The following is a 24,141-nucleotide window of genomic DNA, read 5'->3' on the forward strand; positions in this document are numbered from 1 at the left end:
TTACAAACGTTTTTAAGATAAGAAGGAAAACAACATGGCAGGCCATAGTAAGTGGGCAAATATTAAACACCGCAAAGCAGCACAAGATGCGCAACGCGGTAAAATTTTTACAAAATTAATTCGTGAATTAGTAACCGCTGCAAAAATTGGTGGCGGTGATGTCGGTGCGAACCCGCGTTTACGTGCAGCAGTAGATAAAGCTTTATCAAGCAACATGACTCGCGACACCATTAACCGTGCGATTGAACGCGGTGTGGGCGGTGGTGATGACACCAATATGGAAACAAGAATTTACGAAGGTTATGGTCCGGGTGGAACTGCTGTGATGGTTGAGTGTCTAAGTGACAACGCAAATCGAACCATTTCACAGGTTCGCCCAAGTTTCACTAAATGTGGTGGTAACTTAGGGACTGAAGGTTCTGTGGGCTATTTATTCAGCAAAAAAGGCTTGATTTTAATTAGCGAAGGTGAAGAAGATGCGTTAATGGAAGCGGCAATTGAAGCCGGTGCGGATGATGTTCAACCACAAGATGATGGTTCATTCGAAATCTATACGGCGTGGGAAGATTTAGGTTCTGTGCGCGATGCAATCGAAGCAGCAGGATTTAAAATTGATAACGCAGAAGTAACAATGATTCCATCAACAACGGTTGATCTTGATCTTGAAACTGCGCCTAAATTGTTGCGTTTAATTGACATGTTAGAAGACTGTGACGATGTACAAAACGTATATCATAACGGTGAAATTAGTGATGAAGTTGCAGCTCAGCTGTAATTTGTAGGATTTATTTTTATGATGTTAATAAAAGTTTTTCCTATTTTTCTGATTGTAGCATTATCAGCATGTTCTTCTCTAAGAGAAGAAAATGATGCAAGAAAGGCTGCATTAGTTCAATCTGAAAGAACTATTGTGTATTCTTGTAACAAAACTGCTGTTAAGGCTATTTATTCATTTCAAGGGCAAGAGCCTGTTGAAGCGAAGATTGTATTAGGAAATAAATTGCTTGCTGAATCGCTTGAATATGATTTTACTAAAAAAGACTTTACATCGTTTGTCTCAGATAAGTATATCTGGAATGTTGATGCAGGTTTAACTTTGAATAAAGTCGCAGCTGTAGATGCTGTCACATTAATTCAAAGAGGAAAGAAATCAAGCAAGGTGTTAGCAAAAAACTGCTTTATTAACTTTAAAGAAACGAAAAAAATAAACCGATAACATCTATTTAAGATCTGAAGGAGATTTAGAATGAAATTAGCTAAAGTATTACCAGCAATGGCCGCTCTTGTTGTTTTATCAGCTTGTGCAAGTGAAGCACCAAAAGTAGAAAACAAAGCAGAGCAAACTGCAGCACCAACTGTAACGGATAAAACAGTTGTTTATACTTGTAACAAGAAAACTGTAACTGCAGTTTATCAATTCGAAAACCAAGAGCCAACAGCGGCAATGGTGATGGTAGGCAACAAAGTTGTTGCGAAAGATTTCGCTCGTGATGCAGCTCAAAAAGACTTCACTTCATTTACTTCAGGCAAATATGTTTGGAACGTAGATAGTGGTTTAACTTTAGATAAATTTGATTCTGTTGCGCCAGTAAATCTTTTAATCAAAGGCAAAAAAGCAGACAAAATTGTTGTGAAAAACTGTGATGTAGATGCAAAAGCAACTGCAAAAGCAAATCAATAATTAACGCTAAAAAACGGCCGGCATTGACCGGCCGTTTATTTTTGAGAATTTATGAGTATTATTTTAGGCATTGACCCAGGTTCTCGTGTAACGGGCTATGGTGTGATTCGACAAAATGGTCGCCAATTAGAATATCTCGGCAGTGGAGCAATCCGCACGCAGGTCGAGGATTTACCTACACGATTAAAACGAATTTATGCCGGTGTGACAGAAATCATCACGCAATTTCAGCCCGATATGTTTGCCATTGAACAGGTGTTTATGGCTAAAAATGCGGATTCAGCTTTAAAACTGGGTCAAGCACGTGGTACGGCAATTGTGGCGGCTGTGAATCATGATTTGCCGGTATTTGAATATGCCGCTCGTTTGGTGAAACAGACTGTCGTTGGGATTGGCTCGGCAGATAAAGTGCAAGTGCAAGACATGGTGACGAGAATTCTGAAGCTTTCCGATAAACCACAAGCCGATGCGGCAGATGCTTTAGCTATAGCCATCACTCATGCTCATACCATTCAACATTCCTTGCATATTGCGAGCACGGTCAAAACCACAGAAACACACGAAAAAATGACCGAACTTTTAAAAACAAGGTACAGCCGAGGTCGATTTAGATTAAAAATTTAACTGGATTAATATCCAGTTTTATTTTATTCTATGCAAAAATTTTTTACATGGAAATCTTATGATCGGTCGTTTAAAAGGCATCTTATTAGAAAAACAACCTCCTGAAATTTTGCTTGATGTACAAGGCGTCGGTTACGAATTATTGTTACCGATGACCAGTTTTTATGATTTACCAGAAATCGGGCAAGAAACTACTTTATTTACCCATCTTGTTGTGCGTGAAGATGCTCATCTTCTTTTTGGATTTGCCCAAAAAACTGACCGCACTTTATTCCGTGAATTAATTAAAACCAATGGTGTTGGACCTAAATTGGCACTCGCAATTTTATCAGCTATGTCAGTAGAGCAGTTTGCTTATGCTATTGAACGAGAAGAACTGTCAAAATTAGTTAAAATTCCTGGTGTGGGCAAGAAAACGGCTGAACGTTTATTGGTGGAGTTAAAAGGGAAGTTTAAGGATGTTCGTCAAAGTGATTTCTTTGTGGAGAGCAAACATATTCCTTCAACTTCAGAATTACGCCAAGCTGAAAGCTCAGCAGATGAAGCGATTGCTGCATTGATTGCATTAGGCTATAAACCAACCGATGCTGAAAAAATGGTGAAAAAAGTGGCTAAAGCAGACTTAACCAGTGAGCAATTAATTCGCGAAGCTTTAAAAGCCGCATTATAAAGATTAAACAGATATGATCGAAGCAGATAGAATTATTAGCAGTCAGGCAAAAATGGATGAAGATGTCATCGATCGTGCGATTCGTCCAAAGCTTTTAGCCGACTATGTGGGACAGCCACAAGTGCGAGAGCAGATGGATATTTTCATCAAGGCCGCAAAGTTACGTCAAGATGCCTTAGATCATCTTTTGATCTTTGGCCCTCCAGGTTTAGGAAAAACAACGCTTGCTAATATTGTGGCAAATGAAATGGGTGTGAATATCCGCACCACATCAGGGCCCGTACTTGAAAAAGCGGGCGATTTAGCGGCAATGCTGACAAATCTTGAACCGCATGATGTGTTGTTTATTGATGAAATTCACCGTCTTTCCCCTGCGATTGAAGAAGTGCTTTATCCAGCAATGGAAGATTATCAGCTGGATATTATGATTGGTGAAGGGCCAGCAGCTCGTTCAATTAAATTGGATTTGCCACCTTTCACATTAATTGGCGCAACAACTCGGGCTGGTTCGTTAACTTCGCCACTACGTGATCGTTTCGGTATCGTTCAACGTTTAGAATTTTATTCCGTTGAGGATTTAACGTCTATTGTGACAAGAAGTGCCTTTTGCTTAAATCTAGAATTAGAAGATAAAGCGGCTTTTGAAGTCGCTCGTCGTTCACGTGGTACGCCTCGTATTGCAAACCGTTTATTGCGTCGCGTTCGAGATTTTGCTGATGTGCGTAATGATGGCATTATTTCGGCAGACATTGCGAAACAAGCGCTTTCAATGTTAGATGTAGATGATGCGGGCTTTGATTACTTAGATAGAAAATTGCTTACCGCTGTAATTGAGCGTTTTGATGGTGGGCCAGTTGGATTAGATAACTTGGCAGCGGCAATAGGTGAAGAACGAGACACTATCGAAGATGTGCTAGAACCCTATTTGATCCAACAAGGCTTTTTACAGCGTACGCCTCGAGGGCGAATTGCGACTTCGTTAACTTATCGACACTTCGGACTTCATAAGCCGTCAGAATAAGGGATATAAAAAAGGACATATTGATATCAATATGTCCTTTCTTTTTAAAACTTGATTAGTTAGTTTCTTCAGTATAGCTCTTCATGCTATTTAATCTTGCTAAACCTACATCACAGCTTTTTTGTTGAGTGGCTAATTCCATTTCAAGAATTTGCTGTTTGCTTTGATTAAGTTTACTTTTGATCTTACCTACTTGAGTATGGGTGCCAGGCTGTTTTTCTGCTTGGGCAATTAAATTTTCTGTTTCTTTAAATAGCTGTGCACATTGTTGTGGAAGCGCAGCTTTGTTTTCTGTAAGAGGTGATGCAGTGGCTGATAGTGCCACAGAACCGAAAAGTGCGGTCAAAATTAAATAAATTTTCTTCATTATTAATCCCTACAAATCTTTCCAAATATTATTAGGCTAAAAAATAGCAAAATCTTGTCGCGCTGTCTAGTGGTTATTTTGTCTCTTTCTTTTCGATAAAGTTTCCTTGCGGTAGAGACAAATTTTTCTTCCCTAGATAAAAAAATACAAAATTTGATGCAGATCAATTTCACTACTTTTATGCAAAATGGGGTATTTTGTAATTTATATCAAAAAATGTGATCAATATAACGGTTTTTTCTATTTTTTATCCGCATAAATAGTAGTAGAATAGGGCAAAATTTTGAATGATTATACTGTAATCAGTTACTGCATTCTTTTTTTAGGATAGAAGAAGCAATTATTACGTAAATAATTCAATGTTTCTTAACGATTTTTGTTGAGTAGTTTGGGGTGATTATTTGGGATTATCCTTGGTAATCATAAAGTGAAAATCTTGTAGATTTATACAAGGAGTTGAGATGTTAGACGTTGTTGATCTCTCACGCTTGCAGTTTGCATTAACTGCGTTATATCACTTCATTTTTGTACCATTAACATTAGGTTTATCTTTCGTTCTCGTGATCATGGAAACCATTTATGTTAAAACGGGCAAAGAAGTATATAAAGATATGACTAAATTCTGGGGTAAGTTATTTGGTATTAACTTTGCTCTAGGGGTGACGACCGGTATTATTATGGAGTTCCAATTCGGGACAAACTGGTCTTATTATTCTCACTATGTAGGTGATATTTTCGGTGCACCATTAGCGATCGAAGCATTACTTGCATTCTTCTTAGAATCCACTTTCGTGGGTCTATTCTTCTTCGGTTGGGATCGTTTAACTAAAGGTAAACACTTACTCGCAACTTACTGCGTAGCCTTTGGTTCAAACCTTTCAGCAATGTGGATTTTAGTGGCAAACGGTTGGATGCAACATCCGGTAGCGGCAGAATTTAACTTTGAAACCGTTCGTATGGAAATGACCAGCTTCTTAGATCTTTGGTTAAACCCAGTTGCTCAAAGTAAATTCTTACATACATTAACAGCAGGTTATTCAACCGGTGCAATGTTTGTATTAGGTATTAGTGCATTCTATTTATTAAAAGGCCGTGATATTGGTTTTGCTAAACGTTCATTCTCTGTTGCTGCAACCTTTGGCTTTATCGCTGCATCAGCGGTATTAATTATGGGTGATGAATCAGGTTACGACATCGGTAAAGCACAACCTGTGAAATTAGCTGCAATGGAAGCGGAGTTCGAAACTCATCCTGCGCCGGCGCCATTCCACCCAGTTGCGATTCCAAATACGGCAGAAATGAAAAATGATTTTGCGGTTGAAATCCCATATTTAGGTGGTTTAATTGCAACGCGTTCTTTAGACACTGAAATCGTTGGTTTGAAAGAGATTCAAGCGAAAAATGAAGGTCGTGTTCGTAACGGTATGGTTGCTTATGATTTATTCACGCAATTAAAAGCAGAGAAAAAATCAGCAGGTCACGTAAATCCAGAAACTAAAGCAAAATTTGATGAAGTAAAAGGCGATTTAGGTTTTGGTTTATTATTAAAACGTTACACAGATAAAGTTGTTGATGCAACAGATGAACAAATTAAACAAGCGGCTCGTGATACAATTCCAAATGTAGGTCCTAATTTCTGGGCGTTCCGTGGTATGTTAGCGGCAGGTGGTTTAATTATTTTATTAACCTTTGGCGCATTTGTTCAGAATTTACGTAATAAAGTCACATCTTCTCGCTTATTGCTTAAAGCATTGCTGTGGGGTATCCCATTGCCAATCTTAGCGATTGAATTTGGTTGGTTCTTAGCTGAATTTGGTCGTCAACCGTGGGCGATTTATGAAGTATTACCGGTAGGTGTATCTGCCTCTAACTTGAGTGTAGGTGACTTATGGTTCTCTATCGGTTTAATTTGTGTACTTTACTTCTTCTTCATCATTGCGGAAATGTATTTGATGTTTAAATATGCACGTTTAGGTCCAAGTGCATTGAAAACCGGCAAATACTATTTTGAGCAATCATCTAAATAAGCAGGAGATGAATTATGCTTGATTATGAAATTCTACGTATTATTTGGTGGGTGCTAGTTATCGTATTGCTTATCGGTTTCTCTGTAACAGATGGATTCGATATGGGCGTGACCGCACTTTTACCCGTAGCAGGTAAGAAAGAAGTAGAAAGACGTATTATGATTAACTCTATTGCTCCGCACTGGGATGGTAACCAAGTTTGGTTATTAACTGCTGGTGGTGCAATCTTCGCGGCATGGCCGATTGTTTATTCTGTAGCGTTTTCAGGCTTCTATATTGCCTTATTCCTTGTGTTAGCTGCGTTATTCTTCCGTCCAATTGGTTTTGAATATCGTGCGAAAATTGATAATCCAACATGGCGCGCTGTGTGGGATTGGGGCTTATTTGCGGGTGGTTTTGTACCTGCATTAGTATTCGGTGTGGCATTTGGTAATTTATTACAAGGTGTGCCATTCGAATTAAATGAGCTTTCACAAGCAACTTACACAGGTTCTTTCTTTGCATTATTAAACCCATTCGCATTACTTTGCGGCGTGTTAAGCCTTGCAATGTTAGTGACTCACGGTGCAAACTGGTTACAAATGAAAACCACAGCTGCATTGCGTGATCGCGTAAGAGCAATTACACAAATCGGTGCATTAGTGACATTAATTACTTTTGTGCTTGCAGGTGTGTGGCTTTCTTTCAAAGACGGTTATGTGGTGACTAGCATGATTGATCACTTTGCAGCATCAGCGCCAGCTTCAGGTAAACAAGTGGCAGTTGAGGCAGGTGCATGGTTCAAAAACTTCAATGAAAATCCAGCTTTATGGGCATTCCCAGTATTAGCTGTGGTTGGTGCATTATTAAATGTAGTTGCATCTAAAGCAAATCGTTGTGGTTTTGCGTTCTTCTTCTCTGTATTAACCATGGCTGGTGTGATTATTACTGCGGCAGTATCAATGTTCCCATTTGTAATGCCTTCAAGTACTCACCCTGAACAAAGCTTGTTAATGTGGGATGCAACGTCAAGTGAATTAACATTAACTTTAATGTTCTACTTGGCATTAGTATTTGTTACTATCTCATTACTTTACACCATTTGGTCATACTACAAAATGTTTGGTCGCTTGGATGAAAGCTTTGTTGAAGACAACAAAAACTCATTATACTAAGGAGAAACAATATGTTATATGTAATTTGGGTAGTGGGTGTGTTGGCTGCAGTTATGGTGAGTGCTAAATTGACCATTGGTAAAGAAAAGTCAGGCAAATTTGACGAATAATGATGATTAATTCACTCTATCAATTAAGTAATAAGGGTTCCTTGCGAACCCTTTCGTTTATTTTAGCGTTATTTTTAACCGCGGCTTTCTTTTTAAATTTAAATCAATTTTCGACCGCACTTCGTACTGCACATCCCGCTTGGATTCTTGCGATTTTTTTGGGATTGATTAATTTGTGGATCCACGGTATCGGATTTGATATTCGACGAGCAATATGGCAGCTCGTTTTCTTGCCATTTATTGGTTATTTCACCACAATAATTGCTATTGTTCAGCATTGGTTTTTATAAGAACGATAGACAAATATTATTATTTGGAGCTTGCACATCTAATGAACAGGTTCTAAAATAAGCGGCTTGTTATGGCTGATAATTTGAGCATTATTTTGAATAACCAATGTTTTACCTTTCCGGTTCGTGTCTATTATGAGGACACGGATGCTGGCGGAGTAGTGTATCACGCACGTTACTTACATTTCTTTGAGCGTGCGCGAACTGAATATTTAAGAACGCTTAATTTTTCCCAACAATCATTATTGCAGGAACAACAATTAGCTTTTGTGGTCAAAACCATGTCTATTGACTATTGTATTCCGGCAAAATTGGATGATTATCTTATTGTCGAAACGGAAATAACGGCAGTGAAAGGAGCAACAATTCTCTTTGAACAGCGGTTAGTTCGTGAGGCAGTGGTGTTATCAAAGGCTACTGTTAAGGTAGCCTGTGTTGATCTAGGCAAAATGAAACCTGTCGCAATTCCTGAAGAATTAAAAGCGGCATTTTTAAAGTAAATAACTTTTCGGAGTATGCAATGACTGCAGAATTGAACTTTTTAGATCTTTTTCTAAAAGCGAGTATCGTTGTTCAACTTGTAATTGTGATCTTGATTTCGTTCTCAATTATTTCTTGGGCAATCATCATTCAACGTAGCCGTATTTTGACGAGCGCGTTAAAAGAAGCGAATACTTTTGAAGATCGTTTCTGGTCTGGTGAAGATTTAAATAAACTTTATGATGGTTTATCTAATCGTCGTGAAGTGTTAACCGGTAGCGAACAAATTTTCTTTGTCGGTTTTAAAGAATTCTCTCGCTTGAAACAAGTGAACGCAGATGCGCCAGAAGCAATCATTAAAGGTACCACTCGTGCGATGAACCTTGCGATGAATCGTGAAGTAGAAGCACTTGAAAGTCGTGTACCTTTCTTAGCGACAGTGGCTTCTGTAAGTCCATATATTGGTTTATTTGGTACCGTTTGGGGGATCATGCACGCATTTATGGCATTAAGTGGTGCGAAACAAGCAACATTACAAATGGTTGCTCCAGGTATCGCAGAAGCCTTGATCGCAACAGCAATCGGTTTGTTTGCGGCGATTCCAGCTGTAATGGCGTATAACCGTTTAAGCTTACGTGTTAATGCGATTGAACAAAATTATGGTAACTTCATCGATGAATTCACCACAATTTTACATCGTCAAGCTTTTGGTAAAGCGCCCCATTAAAAATAAATGAAAAATTGACCGCACTTGATAAATTAAAAAAGTGCGGTGGATTTTAGCGAAGTTTTAGAGGAAATTATGGCTCGTCGTCAGCGTAAAGACATTAAATCTGAAATTAACATCGTGCCATTTCTTGATGTTCTTTTAGTTTTGGTGTTAATTTTTATGGCAACTGCGCCGATTATCAGTCAGAGCGTTCAAGTGGAACTCCCTGATTCGGTGCAAAGTCAAAATGTATCAAATGAAGATAAAACACCGGTTATCTTAGAAGTAGCGGGTGTAGGGCAATATTCGATTTCTATTGGTGGTCAACGCCAAGAAGGCCTTAACGAAGAAATGGTAACCCAATTATCAAAACAAGAATTTGATAAAGACAATAACACAATGTTCTTAGTGGGCGGAGCAAAAGATGTACCTTATGAAGAAGTGATTAAAGCACTGAATTTACTACATCTTGCCGGCATTAAGTCTGTGGGTTTAATGACCAACCCGATTTAAGAATAAGTAGGTAAAACCGTGCAGAATAATCGACGAAAAAAACGTGCAAATGAGTTTGTCATCTCTATTGCGATGCACCTTGCATTGTTTGCTTTGTTGATTTGGAGCTCTCTTTATCAAACCGTTGAAATAATGGGTGGTGGAGAAGGTGAAGGTGATGCCATGGGAGCTGTGATGGTCGATACCGGCAGCGCAGCGCAGGAATGGGGACGTATTCAACAACAGAAAAAAGGTCAAACTGATAAACAGAAAAAACCAGAACCTGTAGTCGAAGAGAAGAAACCAGAGCCTGAACCTGAACCAAATCAGCAAGAAATTGCGAAACAAGAAGAGATTAAGCGTCAGCAGGAAATTCAACGTCAAAAAGAACTTGAAAAACAAAAGCAGCAAGAAATTGAAAAGCAAAAACAGCAACAAGAACTTGCTCGTCAAGAGGCGTTAGAAAAGCAGAAACAAGCTGAAGAAGCGAAAGCAAAACAAGCGGCTGAAGCAGCGAAATTAAAAGCTGATGCAGAGGCGAAACGTTTAGCGGCAGCCGCTAAACAGGCTGAGGAAGAGGCAAAAGCTAAAGCACAAGCCGAAGCTCAAAAAGCGAAAGAAAAAGCGGAAGCAGATGCTAAAGCCAAGGCTGAGGCAAAAGCGAAAGCGGATGCCGAAGCAAAAGCGAAGGCTAAGGCAGAAGCCGATGCGAAAGCCAAAGCGGAAGCCGATGCGAAGGCGAAAGCAAAAGCTGAGGCTGATGCAAAAGCGAAAGCCGATGCTGAGGCGAAAGCAAAGGCTGAAGCAAAAGCGAAAGCGGATGCCGAAGCGAAAGCGAAGGCTGAAGCAAAAGCTAAGGCAGATGCAGAAGCGAAAGCAAAAGCTGATGCAGCAAAACGTAAAGCAGATCAAGCGGCTTTAGATGACTTCATGAACGGCGGAGATGTCGGTGGTGGTAGTGCATCTAAAGGTGGTAATGCAAATAAAGGCGGTACACAAGGCAGTGGTGCAGGACTTGGTGCTGGAGATGGTGGTAAAGTTGGTGACCAATATGCGGGTGTCATTAAACGTGAAATTCAACGCCGTTTCTTAAAAGACCCAAGCTTTGCCGGTAAAGTTTGTAGCATTAAAATCCAACTCGGTCGAGATGGTACTATTTTAGGCTATCAACGCGTTTCAGGACCTGATGATATTTGTACTGCAGCATTAAGTGCGGTAGCTAGAACGAAAAAAGTTCCAGCAGCACCATCTGATGCTATTTATGAAAAATATAAAGCGCCGACTATCGATTTTGATATCAATGCTCGATAATCGGTTTTAGGAAAGTAACAACGTTAAAATAAGGTGATTAAATGAAATTGATCAAACGTGTTATGGGGCTATTTGTGGTGATGTTTGCATTTGCAAGCACAGCAATGGCAGAAGATGAAGTTCGAATTGTGATTGATGAAGGTGTTGATGGCGCTCGTCCTATCGCAGTTGTTCCTTTCGCGGGTTCTGCACCTGAAAATATTGGTCAAATTGTTGCAGATGACTTACGTAATAGTGGTAAATTTAACCCAATTCCAGTAAGTCAAATGCCACAACAACCAACGACTGCAGCAGAAGTGAAACCAGAAGCTTGGACTGCTTTAGGTATTGATGCTGTTGTGGTTGGTCAAGTAACATCAACTGGTAGCGGTTATAACATTTCTTATCAGTTAGTTGATACTGTGGGCGCATCAGGTACACCAGGTGCAGTGCTTGCACAAAATAGCTATACAGTGACGAATAAATGGTTGCGTTACGGTGCACATACTGTGAGTGATGAAGTATTTGAAAAATTAACCGGTATTCGTGGTGCATTCAGAACACGTATTGCTTACGTAGTGCAAAAAAATGGTGGTTCACAACCTTATGAAGTTCGTGTAGCAGATTATGATGGTTACAATCAATTCATCGTAAATCGTAGCTCACAACCAATTATGTCTCCAGCATGGTCTCCAGATGGTAAACGTTTAGCTTACGTATCTTTTGAGAACAAAAAATCACAACTTGTTGTACAAGACTTAGGTTCTGGTTCTCGTAAAGTGGTTGCTTCTTTCCCAGGACATAACGGTGCGCCAGCGTTCTCTCCAGACGGTTCTAAACTCGCATTTGCGTCTTCACAAGATGGTTTATTAAACATCTATGTAATGAGTTCAAATGGCGGTACACCTACTCAATTAACTCGCGGTGCGGGTAATAATACAGAGCCATCATGGTCTCCAGATGGTAGCTCAATTCTCTTTACTTCAGATAGAAGTGGTTCACCACAAGTTTATCGCATGAGCGCAAGTGGTGGTGGTGCATCACCAGTTGGTGGTCGCGGTAGTGCGCAAATCAGTAGTGATGGTAAAACGCTTGTGATGATCAATGGTAATAACAATGTGGTGAAACAAGATCTCACCAGTGGTAGCTCTGAAGTATTAAGTACATCTTTCTTAGGTGAAAGTCCAAGTATTTCTCCTAATGGTATCATGATTATTTACAGCTCTACACAAGGGCTAGGAAAGGTGTTACAATTAGTTTCTGCAGATGGTCGCTTTAAAGCGAGTCTTCCAGGAAGTAATGGCCAAGTGAAATTTCCAGCTTGGTCTCCATACTTGACTAAATAAAAAAAACTCATTGAGGAGAAATCTAATGAACAAATTTGTTAAATCATTATTAGTTGCTGGTTCAGTAGCTGCATTAGCAGCATGTAGCTCATCAAACAACGATGCAGCAGGCAACGGTGCTAACAACGGTCAAACTTTCGGTGGTTACTCTGTTGAAGATCTTCAACAACGTTACAACACCGTTTACTTCGGTTTCGATAAATTCAACATCGAAGGTGAATACGTTCAAATCTTAGATGCGCACGCTGCATACTTAAATGCAACTCCAGCTTCTAAAGTTGTTGTTGAAGGTAACACTGACGAACGTGGTACTCCAGAGTACAACATCGCTTTAGGTCAACGTCGTGCTGATGCAGTTAAAGGTTTCTTAGCTGGTAAAGGTGTTGACGCTGGTAAAGTATCAACTGTTTCTTACGGTGAAGAAAAACCTGCAGTGTTAGGTCACGATGAAGCAGCATACTCTAAAAACCGTCGTGCAGTGTTAGCATACTAATTTTTAGAGAATTTTGATTCTTAGAAAAAAGGAGGGTAGAAATACTCTCCTTTTTTATTTGCCCTAAGATATTGTCAGAAATTGACGAGTATTCACGCAATTAACACAATTTCTTCAGATTTTTCTTGCGTCAGAAAATAAAATCGGTAATATACGCACCTGTTACGAAATGATGTGGGTCGTTAGCTCAGTCGGTAGAGCAGCGGACTTTTAATCCGTTGGTCGAAGGTTCGAATCCTTCACGACCCACCACTTTTATTTCGAAGATTTCCCAAATGGGTCGTTAGCTCAGTCGGTAGAGCAGCGGACTTTTAATCCGTTGGTCGAAGGTTCGAATCCTTCACGACCCACCACCTATTTTACAAATCATGATTAAACCGGTTGGGTTGTTAGCTCAGTTGGTAGAGCAGCGGACTCTTAATCCGTCGGTCGAGAGTTCGAGCCTCTCACAGCCCACCAGTCAACATCTTATTATCCTGTTTATCAATAAATTTACAAAAAAGTAAAATATTTTTAAAATTCTTGACTATATTTGGCGGTTATTATGGTAGAATATCCACAAATTTAAGTCGGGCTTAAAATGTTACAAAATATTCGTATTGTTTTGGTTGAAACATCGCATAGTGGAAATATCGGTTCTGCAGCACGCGCGATGAAAACGATGGGATTATCCAACCTTTACTTAGTGTCACCAAAATCGGTAGATGAGCAATCTATTGCGTTAGCTGCAGGCGCTGATGACGTAGTACGTAATGCTCACATCGTTGATACTTTTGAACAAGCAATAGAAGATTGCTCATTAGTGATTGGTACCAGTGCGAGATTACGCCATTTACAGAGTACACTGATTGAACCGAGAGAATGTGCAGAAAAAGCTTGTGCACATCAAGGTCAAGTGGCGATTGTATTTGGTCGTGAACGTGTTGGACTCACAAATGAAGAATTACTTAAATGCCGTTATCATTTAACTATTCCTGCGAATCCTGAGTATTCCTCGCTAAATTTAGCGATGGCAGTGCAGTTGGTAAGTTATGAAATGCGAATGGCATTTTTAGTCAAAGAGAGAACGGAAAGTACACTTTCAACAATAGAAAATATCTATCCAACAGCACAAGAAATAGAATATTTTTTTGCTCATACGGAACAGGTTTATAAGTCTCTTGGTTTTATTCAAAATCAAGGGGTTATGCAAAAATTAAGACGGCTTTATAACCGTTCTTCTTTGGAAAAAAATGAATTAAATATTTTGCGTGGAATGTTAAGTGCAGTTGAAAAACGCCTTGCTCTGCAAAAAGAGTAAAATTGACTATCATAGTCAGATATGTAAACTATCTAAATGATGATTAATAGGGATGCTTTATGAAGCTTACATCTAAAGGACGATATGCGGTTACCGCAATTTTAGATATCGCATTACATGCTGGAACTGATCCGGTTTGTTTAGCAGATATTTCAGAACGTCAAAGTATTTCACTTTCTTATCTTGAGCAATTATTTGCAAAATTGCGCCGAGGTGGATTAGTAAAAAGCGTTCGAGGCCCAGGTGGTGGCTATCGTTTAGCATTGCCAGCCGATCAAATTTCTATCGGTATGGTGATCTCTGCCGTCAATGAGAACATTAATGTCACAAGATGTCTTGGAAAAGGAAACTGTAAAGGTGGCGTTGAATGTTTAACTCATTCTTTATGGCAAGATTTAAGTGATCGAATTTCTGATTTTTTAGATGAGATTACGTTAGCTGAACTTGTAGAGAAAAAATCAGGGAAGCACAAAGTTCATAAAGATTTTGATGACTTGGTTGTCGTTAACCAATAATAGGAAAGTAGATTAAAGTGCGGTCAAATTGATAGCATTTTTTGTAGTTTTTAGGAGTGAAAATGAAATTACCCATTTATTTAGATTATGCAGCAACATGTCCAGTTGATGAACGTGTGGCTAAAAAAATGATGGAATATCTAACCATTGATGGTGTATTCGGTAATCCAGCATCTCGTTCACATAAATTTGGCTGGCAAGCAGAAGAAGCGGTTGATATTGCACGTAATCAAATTGCTGATTTGATTGGTGCAGATTCTCGTGAAATTGTGTTTACTTCAGGCGCAACAGAAGCAGATAACCTTGCTATTAAAGGTGCGGCTCATTTTTATCAAACAAAAGGTAAACACATCATTACTTGCAAAACTGAACATAAAGCTGTATTGGATACTTGTCGTCAGTTGGAACGTGAAGGCTTTGAAGTGACCTATTTAGAGCCAGAAGAAGATGGTTTAATCGATCTTGAGAAATTCAAAGCGGCATTACGTCCAGATACGATTCTTGTATCAATTATGCACGTGAATAATGAGATTGGCGTGATCCAGGATATTAAAGCAATTGGTGAGCTTTGCCGTGCAAATAAAACGATTTTCCACGTAGATGCGACCCAAAGTGTCGGTAAAGTCGAAATTAATCTTGCCGAATTACCGGTTGATTTGATGTCAATGTCTAGCCATAAATTGTACGGACCAAAAGGTATCGGTGCATTATATGTTTGTCGTAAACCTCGCGTTCGTTTAGAAGCAATTATCCATGGTGGTGGTCACGAGCGTGGTATGCGTTCTGGTACATTACCTGTACACCAAATTGTGGGTATGGGGGAAGCTTATCGTATTGCAAAAGAAGAAATGGCGACAGAGATTCCTCGTATCAGAGCTTTACGCGATCGTTTATATAATGGCTTGAAAGAAATTGAAGAAACCTATGTAAATGGCTCAATGGAACACCGTGTAGCAAATAACTTGAACATCAGCTTTAACTATGTTGAAGGTGAATCATTAATGATGGCATTGCGTGATGTGGCAGTTTCTTCTGGTTCTGCTTGTACTTCAGCGAGTCTAGAACCATCTTATGTATTACGTGCATTAGGTCGCAATGATGAATTAGCACATAGCTCAATTCGTTTCACACTTGGTCGTTGGACAACGGAAGAAGAAATTGATTACACCATTAATTTAACACGTAATGCAGTAGCAAAACTTCGTGAATTATCGCCACTTTGGGATATGTTCAAAGAAGGCATTGATTTAAATACTATTGAGTGGTCAGCCCACTAATTTTAAAGGCGGCTAGACTGCCTGATAGCAACTTATTTAGGAAAGGAACATAATATGGCATACAGCGAAAAAGTTATCGATCATTATGAAAATCCACGCAACGTAGGTTCGATGGATAAAAAAGATAATTCAGTAGGAACGGGTATGGTTGGTGCGCCAGCTTGTGGTGACGTTATGCAGTTACAAATTAAAGTAAATGATAGCGGCATTATTGAAGATGCAAAATTCAAAACTTATGGTTGTGGTTCTGCGATTGCTTCTAGCTCTTTAATTACCGAATGGGTAAAAGGCAAATCTTTAGATGAAGCAGGCGCAATTAAAAACAGTCAAATTGCGGAAGAACTTGAATTACCACCGGTAAAAGTTCACTGCTCAATTTTAGCAGAAGATGCAATTAAAGCCGCTATTGCTGACTATAAAAATAAACAAGGTAAGTAATCAAAAGTGCGGTGGAAAATGACCACACTTTATACTTCATATATGAGCGTCGAGAAATTAAGCCCTTAGGAAGGTGCAGTTGTCATGACATTAGAGAAAAAAATTGCGATTGCTAGTGTGGTATTATGTTTGCTTACATCATTTGCATTTTCTCTTCATTTGGTCTTTGCAGATTCCTATTTGGTTGAAGAAGAAACTTCAGTTCGGATTCAGATATTTTTGGGTATCCTAGCTTTGTCTTGGGGATCAATGATTGCATCGTTTATTTTATATACGAGATTACGTAGTGCAGCAGTATCAGCGGCAGCTTTGCTTGCATTTGCTATCTATGTGCTACTTATTTATTTATTTGTAAAAGATAGCGCTTCAGGTGGCGTATATATCTGGCTTGCATATTCTGTTTGGTGTGTAGTTTGCTTTGGATTATCAATTTTAATAGTGCTATTTAAGCCGACAATTTTTACTTGCTCAGCAAAATCAGCATTTTTCTCAACACTCATTATCAACGCAGCTTCTTTATCAATTGTGATACTTTAGACTATGTAGGAACAATTTATGTCTATGACATTAGAGAAAAAAATTGCTATTGCTAGTGTGGCATTATGTTTGCTTACACCACTTGCACTTTTGCTCTATTTTGAGTTTACAAATCCCTATGAGATTAAAACCTCACTTCGGATTCAGTTATTTTTTCGTAACCTAGCTTGGTTTTGGGGCCCAATGATCGCATCGTTTATTTTATATACAAGATTACGTAGTGCTGCTGTAACGGCTTCAGCTTTATTGGCTTTTGCTCTTCATGCATTACTTTCTTATTTACTTGCAAAAGATGGCGGTTTAGGTGGCGAATTTATCTGGCTTCTATATTCTGTTTGGGGTGCGGCTTGTTTTGTATTGTCAAGTTTAATTGTACTCTTTAAGCCTGCAATTTTTATCCGCTCCGCAAAATCAGCATTTTTCTCAACACTCATTATCAACCTATTGGCGGTACCTTTAGCAATAATGATATTTAAAATTATGTAGGAATAGATCATGTCTATAACATTAACTGAAAAAGCGGCAGAACGAGTTCGTAATTTTCTTACAAACCGTGGAAAAGGCATCGGTTTACGCTTAGGTGTGAAAACATCAGGTTGTTCGGGTTTAGGCTATGTGCTTGAATTCGTTGATGTGCTCAATGATGACGATCTTGTTTTTGAGCAGCATGGCGTGAAAGTCATCGTCGATCCAAAAAGCTTAGTTTATTTAAATGGCATTGAGCTAGATTACGTTAAAGAAGGCTTGAACGAAGGCTTTAAATATAACAACCCGAACGTGAAAGAATCTTGTGGTTGTGGTGAGAGTTTCCACGTTTAAGGAATAGAAATGACAAATCCTTTTGCTATTTTTGATTTGCCCGTTGCTTTTAATGTTGATCAAGCCCTTTTATCTGAGCGTTATTTAGTGCTTCAAAAGAGTTTGCATCCAGATAATTTTGTTACAGCAGATGCGCAAGAACAACGCATTGCAATGCAAAAGTCGACAGAAGTTAATGATGCATTAAAAACCTTGAAAGACCCAATTTTACGTGCGGAAGCAATTATTGCGTTAAATACGGGCGAAGCACAGGATTTAGAACAAAAGAGCACGCAAGATGTGGCATTTTTGATGCAGCAATTAGAATGGCGAGAAGAGCTCGAAAATATTGAGCAAAGCCAGGATGAGAATGCATTAGAATCCTTTGCAAAACGCGTTAAAAAAGAAACAAAAGAAATGTTGACTGCACTTGAAACACAGCTTAATGAGCAACAATGGTCAACTGCTGCACAATTCTGCGATAAATTACGTTTTCTAAAAAAATTGGCAGATGAAATTAGCCAAGTAGAAGAACGTCTATTTGAATTATAATCTTGAGGGCGTTTAATACGCCCTTTTCGCTATTGATAAATGGGCTGCCGCCCTCATACTAATGAAACCCGATTATGCAAACTTTAGAACAACTGACTGATGCCTCAAAATCTGCGTGGGTAACCATTTCCCAATGGATTGAGCGCGCTCGTAATCATTGTGAGGTGATTAAAAAAGATCAATCTAGTTCAGAACGTGAGCTTTTCACTATGCAAATGCCCACTTCTTCTCCGATGGGCGCTGTAATTTATGAAACCGGTGGCATTTTAATCCATCATGGTTGGTTACGTATATTGGGGTCAGGTAGTTTTAAATTACCACGTGGATTAATGGACTGGAATTTCAGCAAATCCTTTAATCAATCAGGCGATAAACCCAAATATTTGCTCGTTGCAGACGATGTCATTGGTGGTTATTTTGCTTTAAATGGTGGCTCTTTAGGTTCTAATCTCGGTAAGATTTATTATTTTTCACCAAAAGACTTAACTTGGCATGATTTAAATTTTACCTATACAGATTTCTTGGCTTGGGCATTAAATGGTGACATTGAAGCATTTTACCAAAATCTGTTTTGGCAAAATTGGCAAGAGGATGTAAAACAACTCGATGGTAACCACATGATTGTTTTTACACCCGAGCTTTCAGAAGATAAGACGACTGATATTAATCAGCGTGAACGACGCGAAGTCAACATAGAAACCCATTACAACGCAAGTTTCACCGAACAAGATAAATTTGCACAAGCTTATTCAGTGGCATAACGAGCCCTTAACGAATTAATTATTAGAGATAAAGAGATATGGCATTACTCCAAATTGCAGAGCCAGGACAAACGGCTGCACCACATCAACATCGTCTTGCGGTAGGGATTGATTTAGGTACAACAAATTCTTTAGTTGCCGCTGTACGTAGCGGTCAAGCCACCATTTTAAATGATGAACAAGACAGAAGCCTTGTGCCTTCAGTTGTGTATTATGGTGAAAATGAAAAACTTGTGGGTACCGAAGCATTTGCCAAAGCTGCAATTGATCCTAAAAATACGATTATTTCGGTTAAACGTTTGATTGGTCGTAGTCTTGCAGATGTGCAATCACGTTACACAAACTTACCCTATGAGTTTGTGGCAAGTGAAAATGGCTTGCCATTATTGGTCACACATCAAGGCAAAAAAAGCCCGATTGAAGTTTCTGCGGATATTTTATCTCGTTTAAATCATATTGCAGAACAACGCCTTGCAGGTGAGCTTTCTGGCGTGGTGATTACCGTACCTGCTTATTTTGATGATGCTCAACGCCAAAGTACAAAAGATGCGGCACGTCTCGCAGGGTTAAATGTATTACGTTTATTAAATGAACCCACTGCTGCAGCAGTGGCGTATGGCTTAGATAGCGGAAAAGAAGGCGTCATCGCTGTTTATGACTTAGGTGGTGGTACCTTTGATATCTCGATTTTACGCTTATCCAAAGGCGTATTTGAAGTGTTAGCAACGGGTGGAGATACTGCCTTAGGTGGTGATGATTTTGACCATTTAATTGCAGATTGGATTATTGAACAAACGGGTATTCAACCACAAAATGTAAATGAGCAGCGTGAGCTTTTAAGCTTAGCGACTCAGACTAAAATTACTTTAACGAGTGAGCAAAGTGCGGTCATTTCTTGGCGCGGATTTGAAGGTGAGTTAAGTCGTGAGCAATTCAATGAATTAATCCATTCATTGGTAAAACGTTCTTTATTAACCTGTCGTCGTGCATTGAAAGATGCGCATGTTGACGCTGAGGACGTACAAGAAGTGGTTATGGTTGGAGGCTCAACTCGCGTGCCTTACGTACGTGAGCAAGTGGGCGAATTCTTCGGTAAAACCCCATTAACATCGATTGATCCAGATAAAGTAGTAGCCTTAGGTGCAGCAATTCAAGCGGATATTTTAGTAGGCAACAAGAATGACAGTGATATGTTATTACTCGATGTTGTGCCACTTTCTTTAGGTATTGAAACCATGGGCGGTTTAGTGGAGAAAATCATTCCACGCAACACCACGATTCCAGTGGCTCGCGCACAAGAATTTACCACCTTTAAAGATGGTCAAACTGCGATGACTGTACATGTGGTACAAGGAGAGCGTGAGTTAGTGGATGATTGCCGTTCTTTAGGTCGTTTTACGTTACGTGGCATTCCACCAATGGTAGCAGGTGCAGCCCATATTCGAGTGACTTATCAAGTGGATGCGGATGGCTTATTAAGTGTAACCGCCATGGAAAAATCCACTAAAGTCCAAGCATCGATTCAAATTAAGCCTTCTTATGGCTTAACGGATGAAGAAGTAACCGCAATGATTAAAGCCTCTTTTGATAATGCTCAAGATGATATGCAAGCCCGTGAATTAGCCGAGCAGCGCGTTGAGGCTGATCGTGTGATTGATAGCGTAATTGTGGCATTGCAACAAGATGGGGCGGACTTATTAACCGAATCTGAATTCCATCAAATTGAACATGCATTGAAACAATTAATGGATGTAAAAGAAGGTACAGATCGTCATGCGATTGCGCAGGGAATTAAAGCTCTTGATGTGGCAACTCAAGAATTTGCGACAAGACGCATGAATAAATCCATTCATCAAGCGCTGACAGGTAAATTTGTGTCAGATATTGAGCAGTAAAGTGCGGTTATAAATTAACGAGTTTTTATATTGAGGAAAGTAATATGCCAAAAGTGATTTTTTTACCGAATGAAGAATTCTGTCCAGAGGGTATGGTAGTAGATGCAGCAGCAGGCGAAAACTTATTAGAAGTGGCACATAATGCAGGCGTTGAAATCCACCACGCTTGTGATGGTTCTTGTGCTTGTACAACATGCCATGTTGTGATTCGTGAAGGGTTTGATTCATTAAATGAAGCCAGCGATCAAGAAGAAGATATGTTGGATAAAGCCTGGGGCTTAGAAATGGATAGCCGTCTTTCTTGCCAATGTATCGTGGGTGATGAAGATTTAGTGGTGGAAATCCCTAAATATAATATCAACCATGCGAATGAGGCGGCTCACTAATGAAATGGACTGATGCCCAACTTATTGCAGAAGAGTTGTATGATCGTAATCCAGATCTCGATCCTAAAACAGTACGTTTCACGGATTTGCATAAGTGGATTTGTGAACTAGACGATTTTGATGATGATCCAATGAAATCTAATGAGGGTATTCTTGAAGCGATTTTGTTGAAATGGTTAGATGAATACGAGTAATTAATGAGATTAATAAAGCGAGCTGAGAGGCTCGCTTTTTTGTTTTAAGAATTTACCCCAAAATAGAACCGCACTTTATTGTTAAAGTGCGGTTATTTTTATTGCTGTTTTTAATTATTTTTTCTTCGCGTATTTCAAGGAGTCAATAGCAACCGCGAGGATGATAATGCTACCTTTAATGATATATTGCCAGTAAGGGTTTACACCGATATAAGTTAAACCGTAGTTAATAACGGTGAAGATGATAACACCCGTGATTACACCGATAACAGTACCCACACCACCAGCGAAAGATACACCACCTACTACGCAGGCAGCAATCGCATCTAATTCATACATGAAACCGAGGTTGTTGGTTGCACTACCGATACGCCCAGCTTCTAACATACCACCGAATGCATAGAACATACCTGCAATCATGTAAATCACAACAAGGTTACGTGCTACGTTTACGCCAGATACTTTTGCTGCTTCAGGGTTACCACCGATAGCAAAGATATTTTTACCGAAGCGTGTTTTATTCCACATTACCCAAACTAAGAATGCACAAATCGCCGCATAAATAGTGATGTAGGATAATTTGAACGAACCAAGTCTGAAGAAGCCTTGTGCGAAGTTAGAGAAAGATTCACTGAAACCTGCAATTGGTGAACCACCTACGCCATCATAATAAAGTGAGTTGAAACCGTAAACGATGATCATGGTACCCATGGTTGCAATGAACGGGGTTACATTGAGATAAGCGATAACTAAACCATTCACTAAGCCGATTACAGCACCTACTGCACAAACAGTCAGGATAACTACTGGAATAGGAATTTCACCTAAATCAGGGAACACGCGGTTCATGTTTTCCATTGATTGCAAGAGGGTAGCAGAAATAACCGCTGCTAAACCTACTTGGCGACCGGCAGATAAGTCGGTACCTTGAGTGATAAGCAAGCCTGCAACACCTAGGGCAATAATGAGACGGACGGATGATTGAGTTAAAATGTTACTAAAGTTGCGAACATTCAAGAATGTTGGATCTTGTGCGATGATGATGCCAAGTAAAATCAACAACACAAAATAAATCGCATTTTGTTTTAAGAAATCGAATGATTTATTTTTTGGTAAGGCACTCATAATTTGTTCCTTTATGATTTATAAATATTTTGCGGCAAGTTGCAAAATTTCTTCTTGAGACGTTTTTGCCGTTTCAACGATGCCTGCAACACGACCATTACTCATGACCAAAATTCGGTCTGTTACGCCTAATAATTCCGGCATTTCTGATGAAATCATAATGATGCCTTTATCTTTTTTAGCGAGTTCTTGAATGAGCTGATAAATTTCAAATTTTGCCCCAATATCAATACCACGAGTTGGTTCGTCGAGCATTAAGATATCTGGTTGGGTTAAAAGCCAACGGCCGATAATGACTTTTTGTTGGTTACCACCAGAAAGCGAGCCAATTGTTGTTTTGTGAGAAGGTGTTTTTACGTTCATCGCATCAATCACCCATTGTGTATCGCTCGCCATTTTTTTGTTGCTGAGCAATTTCCAAGGAGTGAGGTAAGATTTCATATTTGAAATCAAAGAGTTAAATTCAATACTTAGGTTTGAATAAATCCCGGTTGAACGACGTTCTTCAGTCACCAAAGCAAAACCGTGGTTAATCGCCTCAAGTGCGGTATGATTTTTCACGATTTTTCCGTTGAGCTTGATCGTCCCTTCTTTTAATTCGCGTACACCAAAAATGGCTTCCACAATATCGGTTCGTTTTGCACCAACAAGACCTGCAATACCTAAAATTTCACCTTTGCGTAAATTAAAGGAAACATCTTGAATAGAAGGTTGGTTCACCGCAGTTAAATGTTCCACTTCAAGTGTGATTTCTTTTGGTACGTTAGTTCTTTCAGGGAAACGTTGTGTTAATTCACGGCCTACCATCATTGAAACAATTTCTTCCATGGTGGTGCCTTTAACTTCAACGGTATTGATCCATTTACCATCACGAAGAATGGTGATTTCATCACAAATTTTGAAGATTTCATCCATTTTGTGTGAAATATAGATAATGCCACAACCGCGATCTTTTAATTTTTGAATAATTTTGAAAAGATGTTCCACTTCTTTTTCTGAAAGTGAGGATGTTGGTTCATCCATAATTACGATTTTAGCGTTATAAGAGAACGCTTTCGCAATTTCGATCATCTGCATTTGTGAAACGGAAAGTTTGGCCACTTTTTCTTTTGGATCAACATCAATATCCAATTCATCGAAAATCGCTTTGGTATCACGATACATTTTGGCGTGATCCACAAAAGGACCTTTAAGTGGGTAGCGACCTAACCATAAGTTATCCATTACACTAGTTTGACGCACCAAGTTAAGTTCTTGGTGAACCATTGAAATCCCATTTTCAAGGGCTTCTTTTGATGTTTTAAAATCAACAGGTTTGCCTAAGAATAAAATTTCACCTTCGTCTTTTGCATAAATTCCGAAGAGGCATTTTAATAATGTAGATTTACCCGCCCCGTTTTCGCCCATTAAGGCGTGAACAGAGTGAGAACGAACTGTTAGATTGGCGTGATCAAGGGCTTTTACACCGGGGAAAGACTTACTGACATCCGTCATTGTCAGTAGTACATCACTGTCTTGGGTTTGAGTTGTCATATCCAACCTCATCAAAAAGGGGGAAAGGGAATTTGGGTTTCCTTTCCCCCTAAAATTAAAGAAAAGCAATAGATTT

General features: G+C 39.3%; 31 protein-coding genes and 3 tRNA genes. 31 read left to right on the forward strand and 3 right to left on the reverse strand.

What is annotated here, in order from left to right; translation table 11 throughout:
- Nucleotides 1–34: 34 nt before the first annotated feature.
- The 6 genes from INP94_RS05490 to ruvB are packed head-to-tail and all read left to right on the forward strand — an operon-like array spanning nucleotide 35 to nucleotide 3,996.
- A complete protein-coding gene (locus tag INP94_RS05490) occupies nucleotides 35–775 on the forward strand; it encodes a YebC/PmpR family DNA-binding transcriptional regulator (protein ID WP_005696686.1) in 741 nt (246 codons plus the stop codon).
- Nucleotides 776–793: 18 nt separating this feature from the next.
- The gene (locus tag INP94_RS05495; RefSeq protein WP_197542950.1) at nucleotides 794–1,216 is read left to right on the forward strand and encodes an ACP-like domain-containing protein; all 423 of its coding nucleotides are present in this window, start codon (nucleotides 794–796) and stop codon (nucleotides 1,214–1,216) included.
- Between the two features lie 30 nt (nucleotides 1,217–1,246).
- The gene (locus INP94_RS05500) at nucleotides 1,247–1,681 is read left to right on the forward strand and encodes an ACP-like domain-containing protein (RefSeq protein WP_049376483.1); all 435 of its coding nucleotides are present in this window, start codon (nucleotides 1,247–1,249) and stop codon (nucleotides 1,679–1,681) included.
- A gap of 51 nt (nucleotides 1,682–1,732) precedes the next feature.
- Nucleotides 1,733–2,305, forward strand: a complete 573-nt coding sequence (gene ruvC / locus INP94_RS05505) for a crossover junction endodeoxyribonuclease RuvC (RefSeq protein ID WP_197542951.1) — start codon at nucleotides 1,733–1,735, stop codon at nucleotides 2,303–2,305.
- 58 nt (nucleotides 2,306–2,363) lie between these two features.
- The gene (gene ruvA, locus INP94_RS05510) at nucleotides 2,364–2,975 is read left to right on the forward strand and encodes a Holliday junction branch migration protein RuvA (protein WP_049366387.1); all 612 of its coding nucleotides are present in this window, start codon (nucleotides 2,364–2,366) and stop codon (nucleotides 2,973–2,975) included.
- A 13-nt stretch (nucleotides 2,976–2,988) separates the two neighbouring features.
- Nucleotides 2,989–3,996, forward strand: a complete 1,008-nt coding sequence (ruvB, locus tag INP94_RS05515) for a Holliday junction branch migration DNA helicase RuvB (RefSeq protein WP_197542952.1) — start codon at nucleotides 2,989–2,991, stop codon at nucleotides 3,994–3,996.
- A 55-nt stretch (nucleotides 3,997–4,051) separates the two neighbouring features.
- Here ruvB and INP94_RS05520 read toward each other — a convergent pair whose 3' ends face one another.
- Nucleotides 4,052–4,363 carry a DUF5339 domain-containing protein gene (locus INP94_RS05520; protein WP_005696680.1) on the reverse strand — a complete coding sequence of 104 codons (312 nt, stop codon included), beginning with the start codon at nucleotides 4,361–4,363 and terminating at the stop codon, nucleotides 4,052–4,054.
- A 461-nt stretch (nucleotides 4,364–4,824) separates the two neighbouring features.
- On the opposite strand from INP94_RS05520, the gene INP94_RS05525 reads away from it, so the two are divergent.
- From INP94_RS05525 to iscX, 25 genes are all read left to right on the forward strand, one after another.
- Nucleotides 4,825–6,390, forward strand: a complete 1,566-nt coding sequence (locus INP94_RS05525; RefSeq protein ID WP_005696679.1) for a cytochrome ubiquinol oxidase subunit I — start codon at nucleotides 4,825–4,827, stop codon at nucleotides 6,388–6,390.
- Between the two features lie 14 nt (nucleotides 6,391–6,404).
- On the forward strand, nucleotides 6,405–7,544 hold the full coding sequence (cydB, locus tag INP94_RS05530; protein ID WP_197542953.1) for a cytochrome d ubiquinol oxidase subunit II: 1,140 nt from the start codon (nucleotides 6,405–6,407) through the stop codon (nucleotides 7,542–7,544).
- A gap of 11 nt (nucleotides 7,545–7,555) precedes the next feature.
- On the forward strand, nucleotides 7,556–7,654 hold the full coding sequence (locus tag INP94_RS05535; RefSeq protein ID WP_101494276.1) for a cytochrome bd oxidase small subunit, CydX/CbdX family: 99 nt from the start codon (nucleotides 7,556–7,558) through the stop codon (nucleotides 7,652–7,654).
- 2 nt (nucleotides 7,655–7,656) lie between these two features.
- Entirely contained in the window at nucleotides 7,657–7,944 is a 288-nt protein-coding gene (gene ybgE / locus INP94_RS05540; RefSeq protein ID WP_197544271.1) for a cyd operon protein YbgE, read from the forward strand.
- Between the two features lie 71 nt (nucleotides 7,945–8,015).
- Nucleotides 8,016–8,444 carry a tol-pal system-associated acyl-CoA thioesterase gene (gene ybgC, locus INP94_RS05545; RefSeq protein WP_178162665.1) on the forward strand — a complete coding sequence of 143 codons (429 nt, stop codon included), beginning with the start codon at nucleotides 8,016–8,018 and terminating at the stop codon, nucleotides 8,442–8,444.
- Nucleotides 8,445–8,464: 20 nt separating this feature from the next.
- Nucleotides 8,465–9,151 carry a protein TolQ gene (gene tolQ / locus INP94_RS05550; RefSeq protein ID WP_005696675.1) on the forward strand — a complete coding sequence of 229 codons (687 nt, stop codon included), beginning with the start codon at nucleotides 8,465–8,467 and terminating at the stop codon, nucleotides 9,149–9,151.
- Between the two features lie 75 nt (nucleotides 9,152–9,226).
- Entirely contained in the window at nucleotides 9,227–9,646 is a 420-nt protein-coding gene (gene tolR / locus INP94_RS05555) for a colicin uptake protein TolR (RefSeq protein ID WP_032803822.1), read from the forward strand.
- A gap of 18 nt (nucleotides 9,647–9,664) precedes the next feature.
- On the forward strand, nucleotides 9,665–10,936 hold the full coding sequence (tolA, locus tag INP94_RS05560) for a cell envelope integrity protein TolA (protein ID WP_197542954.1): 1,272 nt from the start codon (nucleotides 9,665–9,667) through the stop codon (nucleotides 10,934–10,936).
- A gap of 41 nt (nucleotides 10,937–10,977) precedes the next feature.
- Nucleotides 10,978–12,261 carry a Tol-Pal system beta propeller repeat protein TolB gene (gene tolB / locus INP94_RS05565; RefSeq protein WP_197542955.1) on the forward strand — a complete coding sequence of 428 codons (1,284 nt, stop codon included), beginning with the start codon at nucleotides 10,978–10,980 and terminating at the stop codon, nucleotides 12,259–12,261.
- Nucleotides 12,262–12,286: 25 nt separating this feature from the next.
- Complete coding sequence (gene pal, locus INP94_RS05570; protein ID WP_005696669.1) at nucleotides 12,287–12,754, forward strand: peptidoglycan-associated lipoprotein Pal; 468 nt, start codon at nucleotides 12,287–12,289, stop codon at nucleotides 12,752–12,754.
- Nucleotides 12,755–12,930: 176 nt separating this feature from the next.
- Nucleotides 12,931–13,006: transfer RNA gene (locus INP94_RS05575), tRNA-Lys, on the forward strand.
- Between the two features lie 25 nt (nucleotides 13,007–13,031).
- Nucleotides 13,032–13,107 (forward strand) — tRNA-Lys (locus tag INP94_RS05580).
- A 30-nt stretch (nucleotides 13,108–13,137) separates the two neighbouring features.
- Nucleotides 13,138–13,213: transfer RNA gene (locus INP94_RS05585), tRNA-Lys, on the forward strand.
- A 121-nt stretch (nucleotides 13,214–13,334) separates the two neighbouring features.
- Nucleotides 13,335–14,054, forward strand: coding sequence for a tRNA (cytosine(32)/uridine(32)-2'-O)-methyltransferase TrmJ (gene trmJ / locus INP94_RS05590; protein WP_197542956.1), 720 nt, complete (start codon nucleotides 13,335–13,337; stop codon nucleotides 14,052–14,054).
- A 59-nt stretch (nucleotides 14,055–14,113) separates the two neighbouring features.
- Nucleotides 14,114–14,569 (forward strand): Fe-S cluster assembly transcriptional regulator IscR, encoded by a 456-nt coding sequence (iscR, locus tag INP94_RS05595; protein ID WP_197542957.1) that lies wholly within the window; start codon nucleotides 14,114–14,116, stop codon nucleotides 14,567–14,569.
- 62 nt (nucleotides 14,570–14,631) lie between these two features.
- Entirely contained in the window at nucleotides 14,632–15,846 is a 1,215-nt protein-coding gene (locus INP94_RS05600; protein ID WP_049366378.1) for an IscS subfamily cysteine desulfurase, read from the forward strand.
- A 54-nt stretch (nucleotides 15,847–15,900) separates the two neighbouring features.
- The gene (gene iscU, locus INP94_RS05605) at nucleotides 15,901–16,284 is read left to right on the forward strand and encodes a Fe-S cluster assembly scaffold IscU (protein WP_005696665.1); all 384 of its coding nucleotides are present in this window, start codon (nucleotides 15,901–15,903) and stop codon (nucleotides 16,282–16,284) included.
- An 84-nt stretch (nucleotides 16,285–16,368) separates the two neighbouring features.
- Complete coding sequence (locus INP94_RS05610) at nucleotides 16,369–16,821, forward strand: hypothetical protein (protein WP_197542958.1); 453 nt, start codon at nucleotides 16,369–16,371, stop codon at nucleotides 16,819–16,821.
- 18 nt (nucleotides 16,822–16,839) lie between these two features.
- Nucleotides 16,840–17,307, forward strand: a complete 468-nt coding sequence (locus INP94_RS05615; RefSeq protein ID WP_197542959.1) for a hypothetical protein — start codon at nucleotides 16,840–16,842, stop codon at nucleotides 17,305–17,307.
- Nucleotides 17,308–17,316: 9 nt separating this feature from the next.
- Nucleotides 17,317–17,640 (forward strand): iron-sulfur cluster assembly protein IscA, encoded by a 324-nt coding sequence (gene iscA / locus INP94_RS05620; protein WP_197542960.1) that lies wholly within the window; start codon nucleotides 17,317–17,319, stop codon nucleotides 17,638–17,640.
- A 9-nt stretch (nucleotides 17,641–17,649) separates the two neighbouring features.
- Complete coding sequence (gene hscB, locus INP94_RS05625) at nucleotides 17,650–18,171, forward strand: Fe-S protein assembly co-chaperone HscB (RefSeq protein WP_197542961.1); 522 nt, start codon at nucleotides 17,650–17,652, stop codon at nucleotides 18,169–18,171.
- 74 nt (nucleotides 18,172–18,245) lie between these two features.
- Complete coding sequence (locus INP94_RS05630) at nucleotides 18,246–18,932, forward strand: DUF2625 domain-containing protein (RefSeq protein WP_197542962.1); 687 nt, start codon at nucleotides 18,246–18,248, stop codon at nucleotides 18,930–18,932.
- A gap of 38 nt (nucleotides 18,933–18,970) precedes the next feature.
- Nucleotides 18,971–20,827 (forward strand): Fe-S protein assembly chaperone HscA, encoded by a 1,857-nt coding sequence (gene hscA / locus INP94_RS05635; RefSeq protein ID WP_197542963.1) that lies wholly within the window; start codon nucleotides 18,971–18,973, stop codon nucleotides 20,825–20,827.
- A gap of 44 nt (nucleotides 20,828–20,871) precedes the next feature.
- Nucleotides 20,872–21,213, forward strand: coding sequence for an ISC system 2Fe-2S type ferredoxin (gene fdx, locus INP94_RS05640; RefSeq protein WP_197542964.1), 342 nt, complete (start codon nucleotides 20,872–20,874; stop codon nucleotides 21,211–21,213).
- Nucleotides 21,213–21,407, forward strand: coding sequence for a Fe-S cluster assembly protein IscX (gene iscX / locus INP94_RS05645; RefSeq protein WP_197542965.1), 195 nt, complete (start codon nucleotides 21,213–21,215; stop codon nucleotides 21,405–21,407). The genes fdx and iscX overlap by 1 nt, the downstream gene beginning before the upstream one ends.
- A 114-nt stretch (nucleotides 21,408–21,521) precedes the next feature.
- On the opposite strand, the gene mglC is transcribed toward iscX, so the two are convergent.
- Together mglC and mglA are read right to left on the reverse strand one after the other, a co-directional pair.
- Nucleotides 21,522–22,532 (reverse strand): galactose/methyl galactoside ABC transporter permease MglC, encoded by a 1,011-nt coding sequence (gene mglC, locus INP94_RS05650; RefSeq protein WP_049373959.1) that lies wholly within the window; start codon nucleotides 22,530–22,532, stop codon nucleotides 21,522–21,524.
- Nucleotides 22,533–22,550: 18 nt separating this feature from the next.
- Nucleotides 22,551–24,065, reverse strand: coding sequence for a galactose/methyl galactoside ABC transporter ATP-binding protein MglA (gene mglA, locus INP94_RS05655; protein ID WP_065244232.1), 1,515 nt, complete (start codon nucleotides 24,063–24,065; stop codon nucleotides 22,551–22,553).
- Nucleotides 24,066–24,141: the final 76 nt, after the last annotated feature.

This window comes from Haemophilus parainfluenzae (genome assembly GCF_014931395.1).
GTDB lineage: Bacteria > Pseudomonadota > Gammaproteobacteria > Enterobacterales > Pasteurellaceae > Haemophilus_D.

Excerpts from the sequence above, each read along its gene's own strand:
- INP94_RS05490 (WP_005696686.1), top strand. The coding sequence starts at position 35 with ATGGCAGGCCATAGTAAGTGGGCAAATATTAAACACCGCAAAGCAGCA.
- INP94_RS05495 (WP_197542950.1), top strand. The coding sequence starts at position 794 with ATGATGTTAATAAAAGTTTTTCCTATTTTTCTGATTGTAGCATTATCA.
- INP94_RS05500 (WP_049376483.1), top strand. The coding sequence starts at position 1,247 with ATGAAATTAGCTAAAGTATTACCAGCAATGGCCGCTCTTGTTGTTTTA.
- ruvC (WP_197542951.1), top strand. The coding sequence starts at position 1,733 with ATGAGTATTATTTTAGGCATTGACCCAGGTTCTCGTGTAACGGGCTAT.
- ruvA (WP_049366387.1), top strand. The coding sequence starts at position 2,364 with ATGATCGGTCGTTTAAAAGGCATCTTATTAGAAAAACAACCTCCTGAA.
- ruvB (WP_197542952.1), top strand. The coding sequence starts at position 2,989 with ATGATCGAAGCAGATAGAATTATTAGCAGTCAGGCAAAAATGGATGAA.
- INP94_RS05520 (WP_005696680.1), bottom strand. The coding sequence starts at position 4,363 with ATGAAGAAAATTTATTTAATTTTGACCGCACTTTTCGGTTCTGTGGCA.
- INP94_RS05525 (WP_005696679.1), top strand. The coding sequence starts at position 4,825 with ATGTTAGACGTTGTTGATCTCTCACGCTTGCAGTTTGCATTAACTGCG.
- cydB (WP_197542953.1), top strand. The coding sequence starts at position 6,405 with ATGCTTGATTATGAAATTCTACGTATTATTTGGTGGGTGCTAGTTATC.
- INP94_RS05535 (WP_101494276.1), top strand. The coding sequence starts at position 7,556 with ATGTTATATGTAATTTGGGTAGTGGGTGTGTTGGCTGCAGTTATGGTG.
- ybgE (WP_197544271.1), top strand. The coding sequence starts at position 7,657 with ATGATTAATTCACTCTATCAATTAAGTAATAAGGGTTCCTTGCGAACC.
- ybgC (WP_178162665.1), top strand. The coding sequence starts at position 8,016 with ATGGCTGATAATTTGAGCATTATTTTGAATAACCAATGTTTTACCTTT.
- tolQ (WP_005696675.1), top strand. The coding sequence starts at position 8,465 with ATGACTGCAGAATTGAACTTTTTAGATCTTTTTCTAAAAGCGAGTATC.
- tolR (WP_032803822.1), top strand. The coding sequence starts at position 9,227 with ATGGCTCGTCGTCAGCGTAAAGACATTAAATCTGAAATTAACATCGTG.
- tolB (WP_197542955.1), top strand. The coding sequence starts at position 10,978 with ATGAAATTGATCAAACGTGTTATGGGGCTATTTGTGGTGATGTTTGCA.
- pal (WP_005696669.1), top strand. The coding sequence starts at position 12,287 with ATGAACAAATTTGTTAAATCATTATTAGTTGCTGGTTCAGTAGCTGCA.
- trmJ (WP_197542956.1), top strand. The coding sequence starts at position 13,335 with ATGTTACAAAATATTCGTATTGTTTTGGTTGAAACATCGCATAGTGGA.
- iscR (WP_197542957.1), top strand. The coding sequence starts at position 14,114 with ATGAAGCTTACATCTAAAGGACGATATGCGGTTACCGCAATTTTAGAT.
- INP94_RS05600 (WP_049366378.1), top strand. The coding sequence starts at position 14,632 with ATGAAATTACCCATTTATTTAGATTATGCAGCAACATGTCCAGTTGAT.
- iscU (WP_005696665.1), top strand. The coding sequence starts at position 15,901 with ATGGCATACAGCGAAAAAGTTATCGATCATTATGAAAATCCACGCAAC.
- INP94_RS05610 (WP_197542958.1), top strand. The coding sequence starts at position 16,369 with ATGACATTAGAGAAAAAAATTGCGATTGCTAGTGTGGTATTATGTTTG.
- INP94_RS05615 (WP_197542959.1), top strand. The coding sequence starts at position 16,840 with ATGTCTATGACATTAGAGAAAAAAATTGCTATTGCTAGTGTGGCATTA.
- iscA (WP_197542960.1), top strand. The coding sequence starts at position 17,317 with ATGTCTATAACATTAACTGAAAAAGCGGCAGAACGAGTTCGTAATTTT.
- hscB (WP_197542961.1), top strand. The coding sequence starts at position 17,650 with ATGACAAATCCTTTTGCTATTTTTGATTTGCCCGTTGCTTTTAATGTT.
- INP94_RS05630 (WP_197542962.1), top strand. The coding sequence starts at position 18,246 with ATGCAAACTTTAGAACAACTGACTGATGCCTCAAAATCTGCGTGGGTA.
- hscA (WP_197542963.1), top strand. The coding sequence starts at position 18,971 with ATGGCATTACTCCAAATTGCAGAGCCAGGACAAACGGCTGCACCACAT.
- fdx (WP_197542964.1), top strand. The coding sequence starts at position 20,872 with ATGCCAAAAGTGATTTTTTTACCGAATGAAGAATTCTGTCCAGAGGGT.
- iscX (WP_197542965.1), top strand. The coding sequence starts at position 21,213 with ATGAAATGGACTGATGCCCAACTTATTGCAGAAGAGTTGTATGATCGT.
- mglC (WP_049373959.1), bottom strand. The coding sequence starts at position 22,532 with ATGAGTGCCTTACCAAAAAATAAATCATTCGATTTCTTAAAACAAAAT.
- mglA (WP_065244232.1), bottom strand. The coding sequence starts at position 24,065 with ATGACAACTCAAACCCAAGACAGTGATGTACTACTGACAATGACGGAT.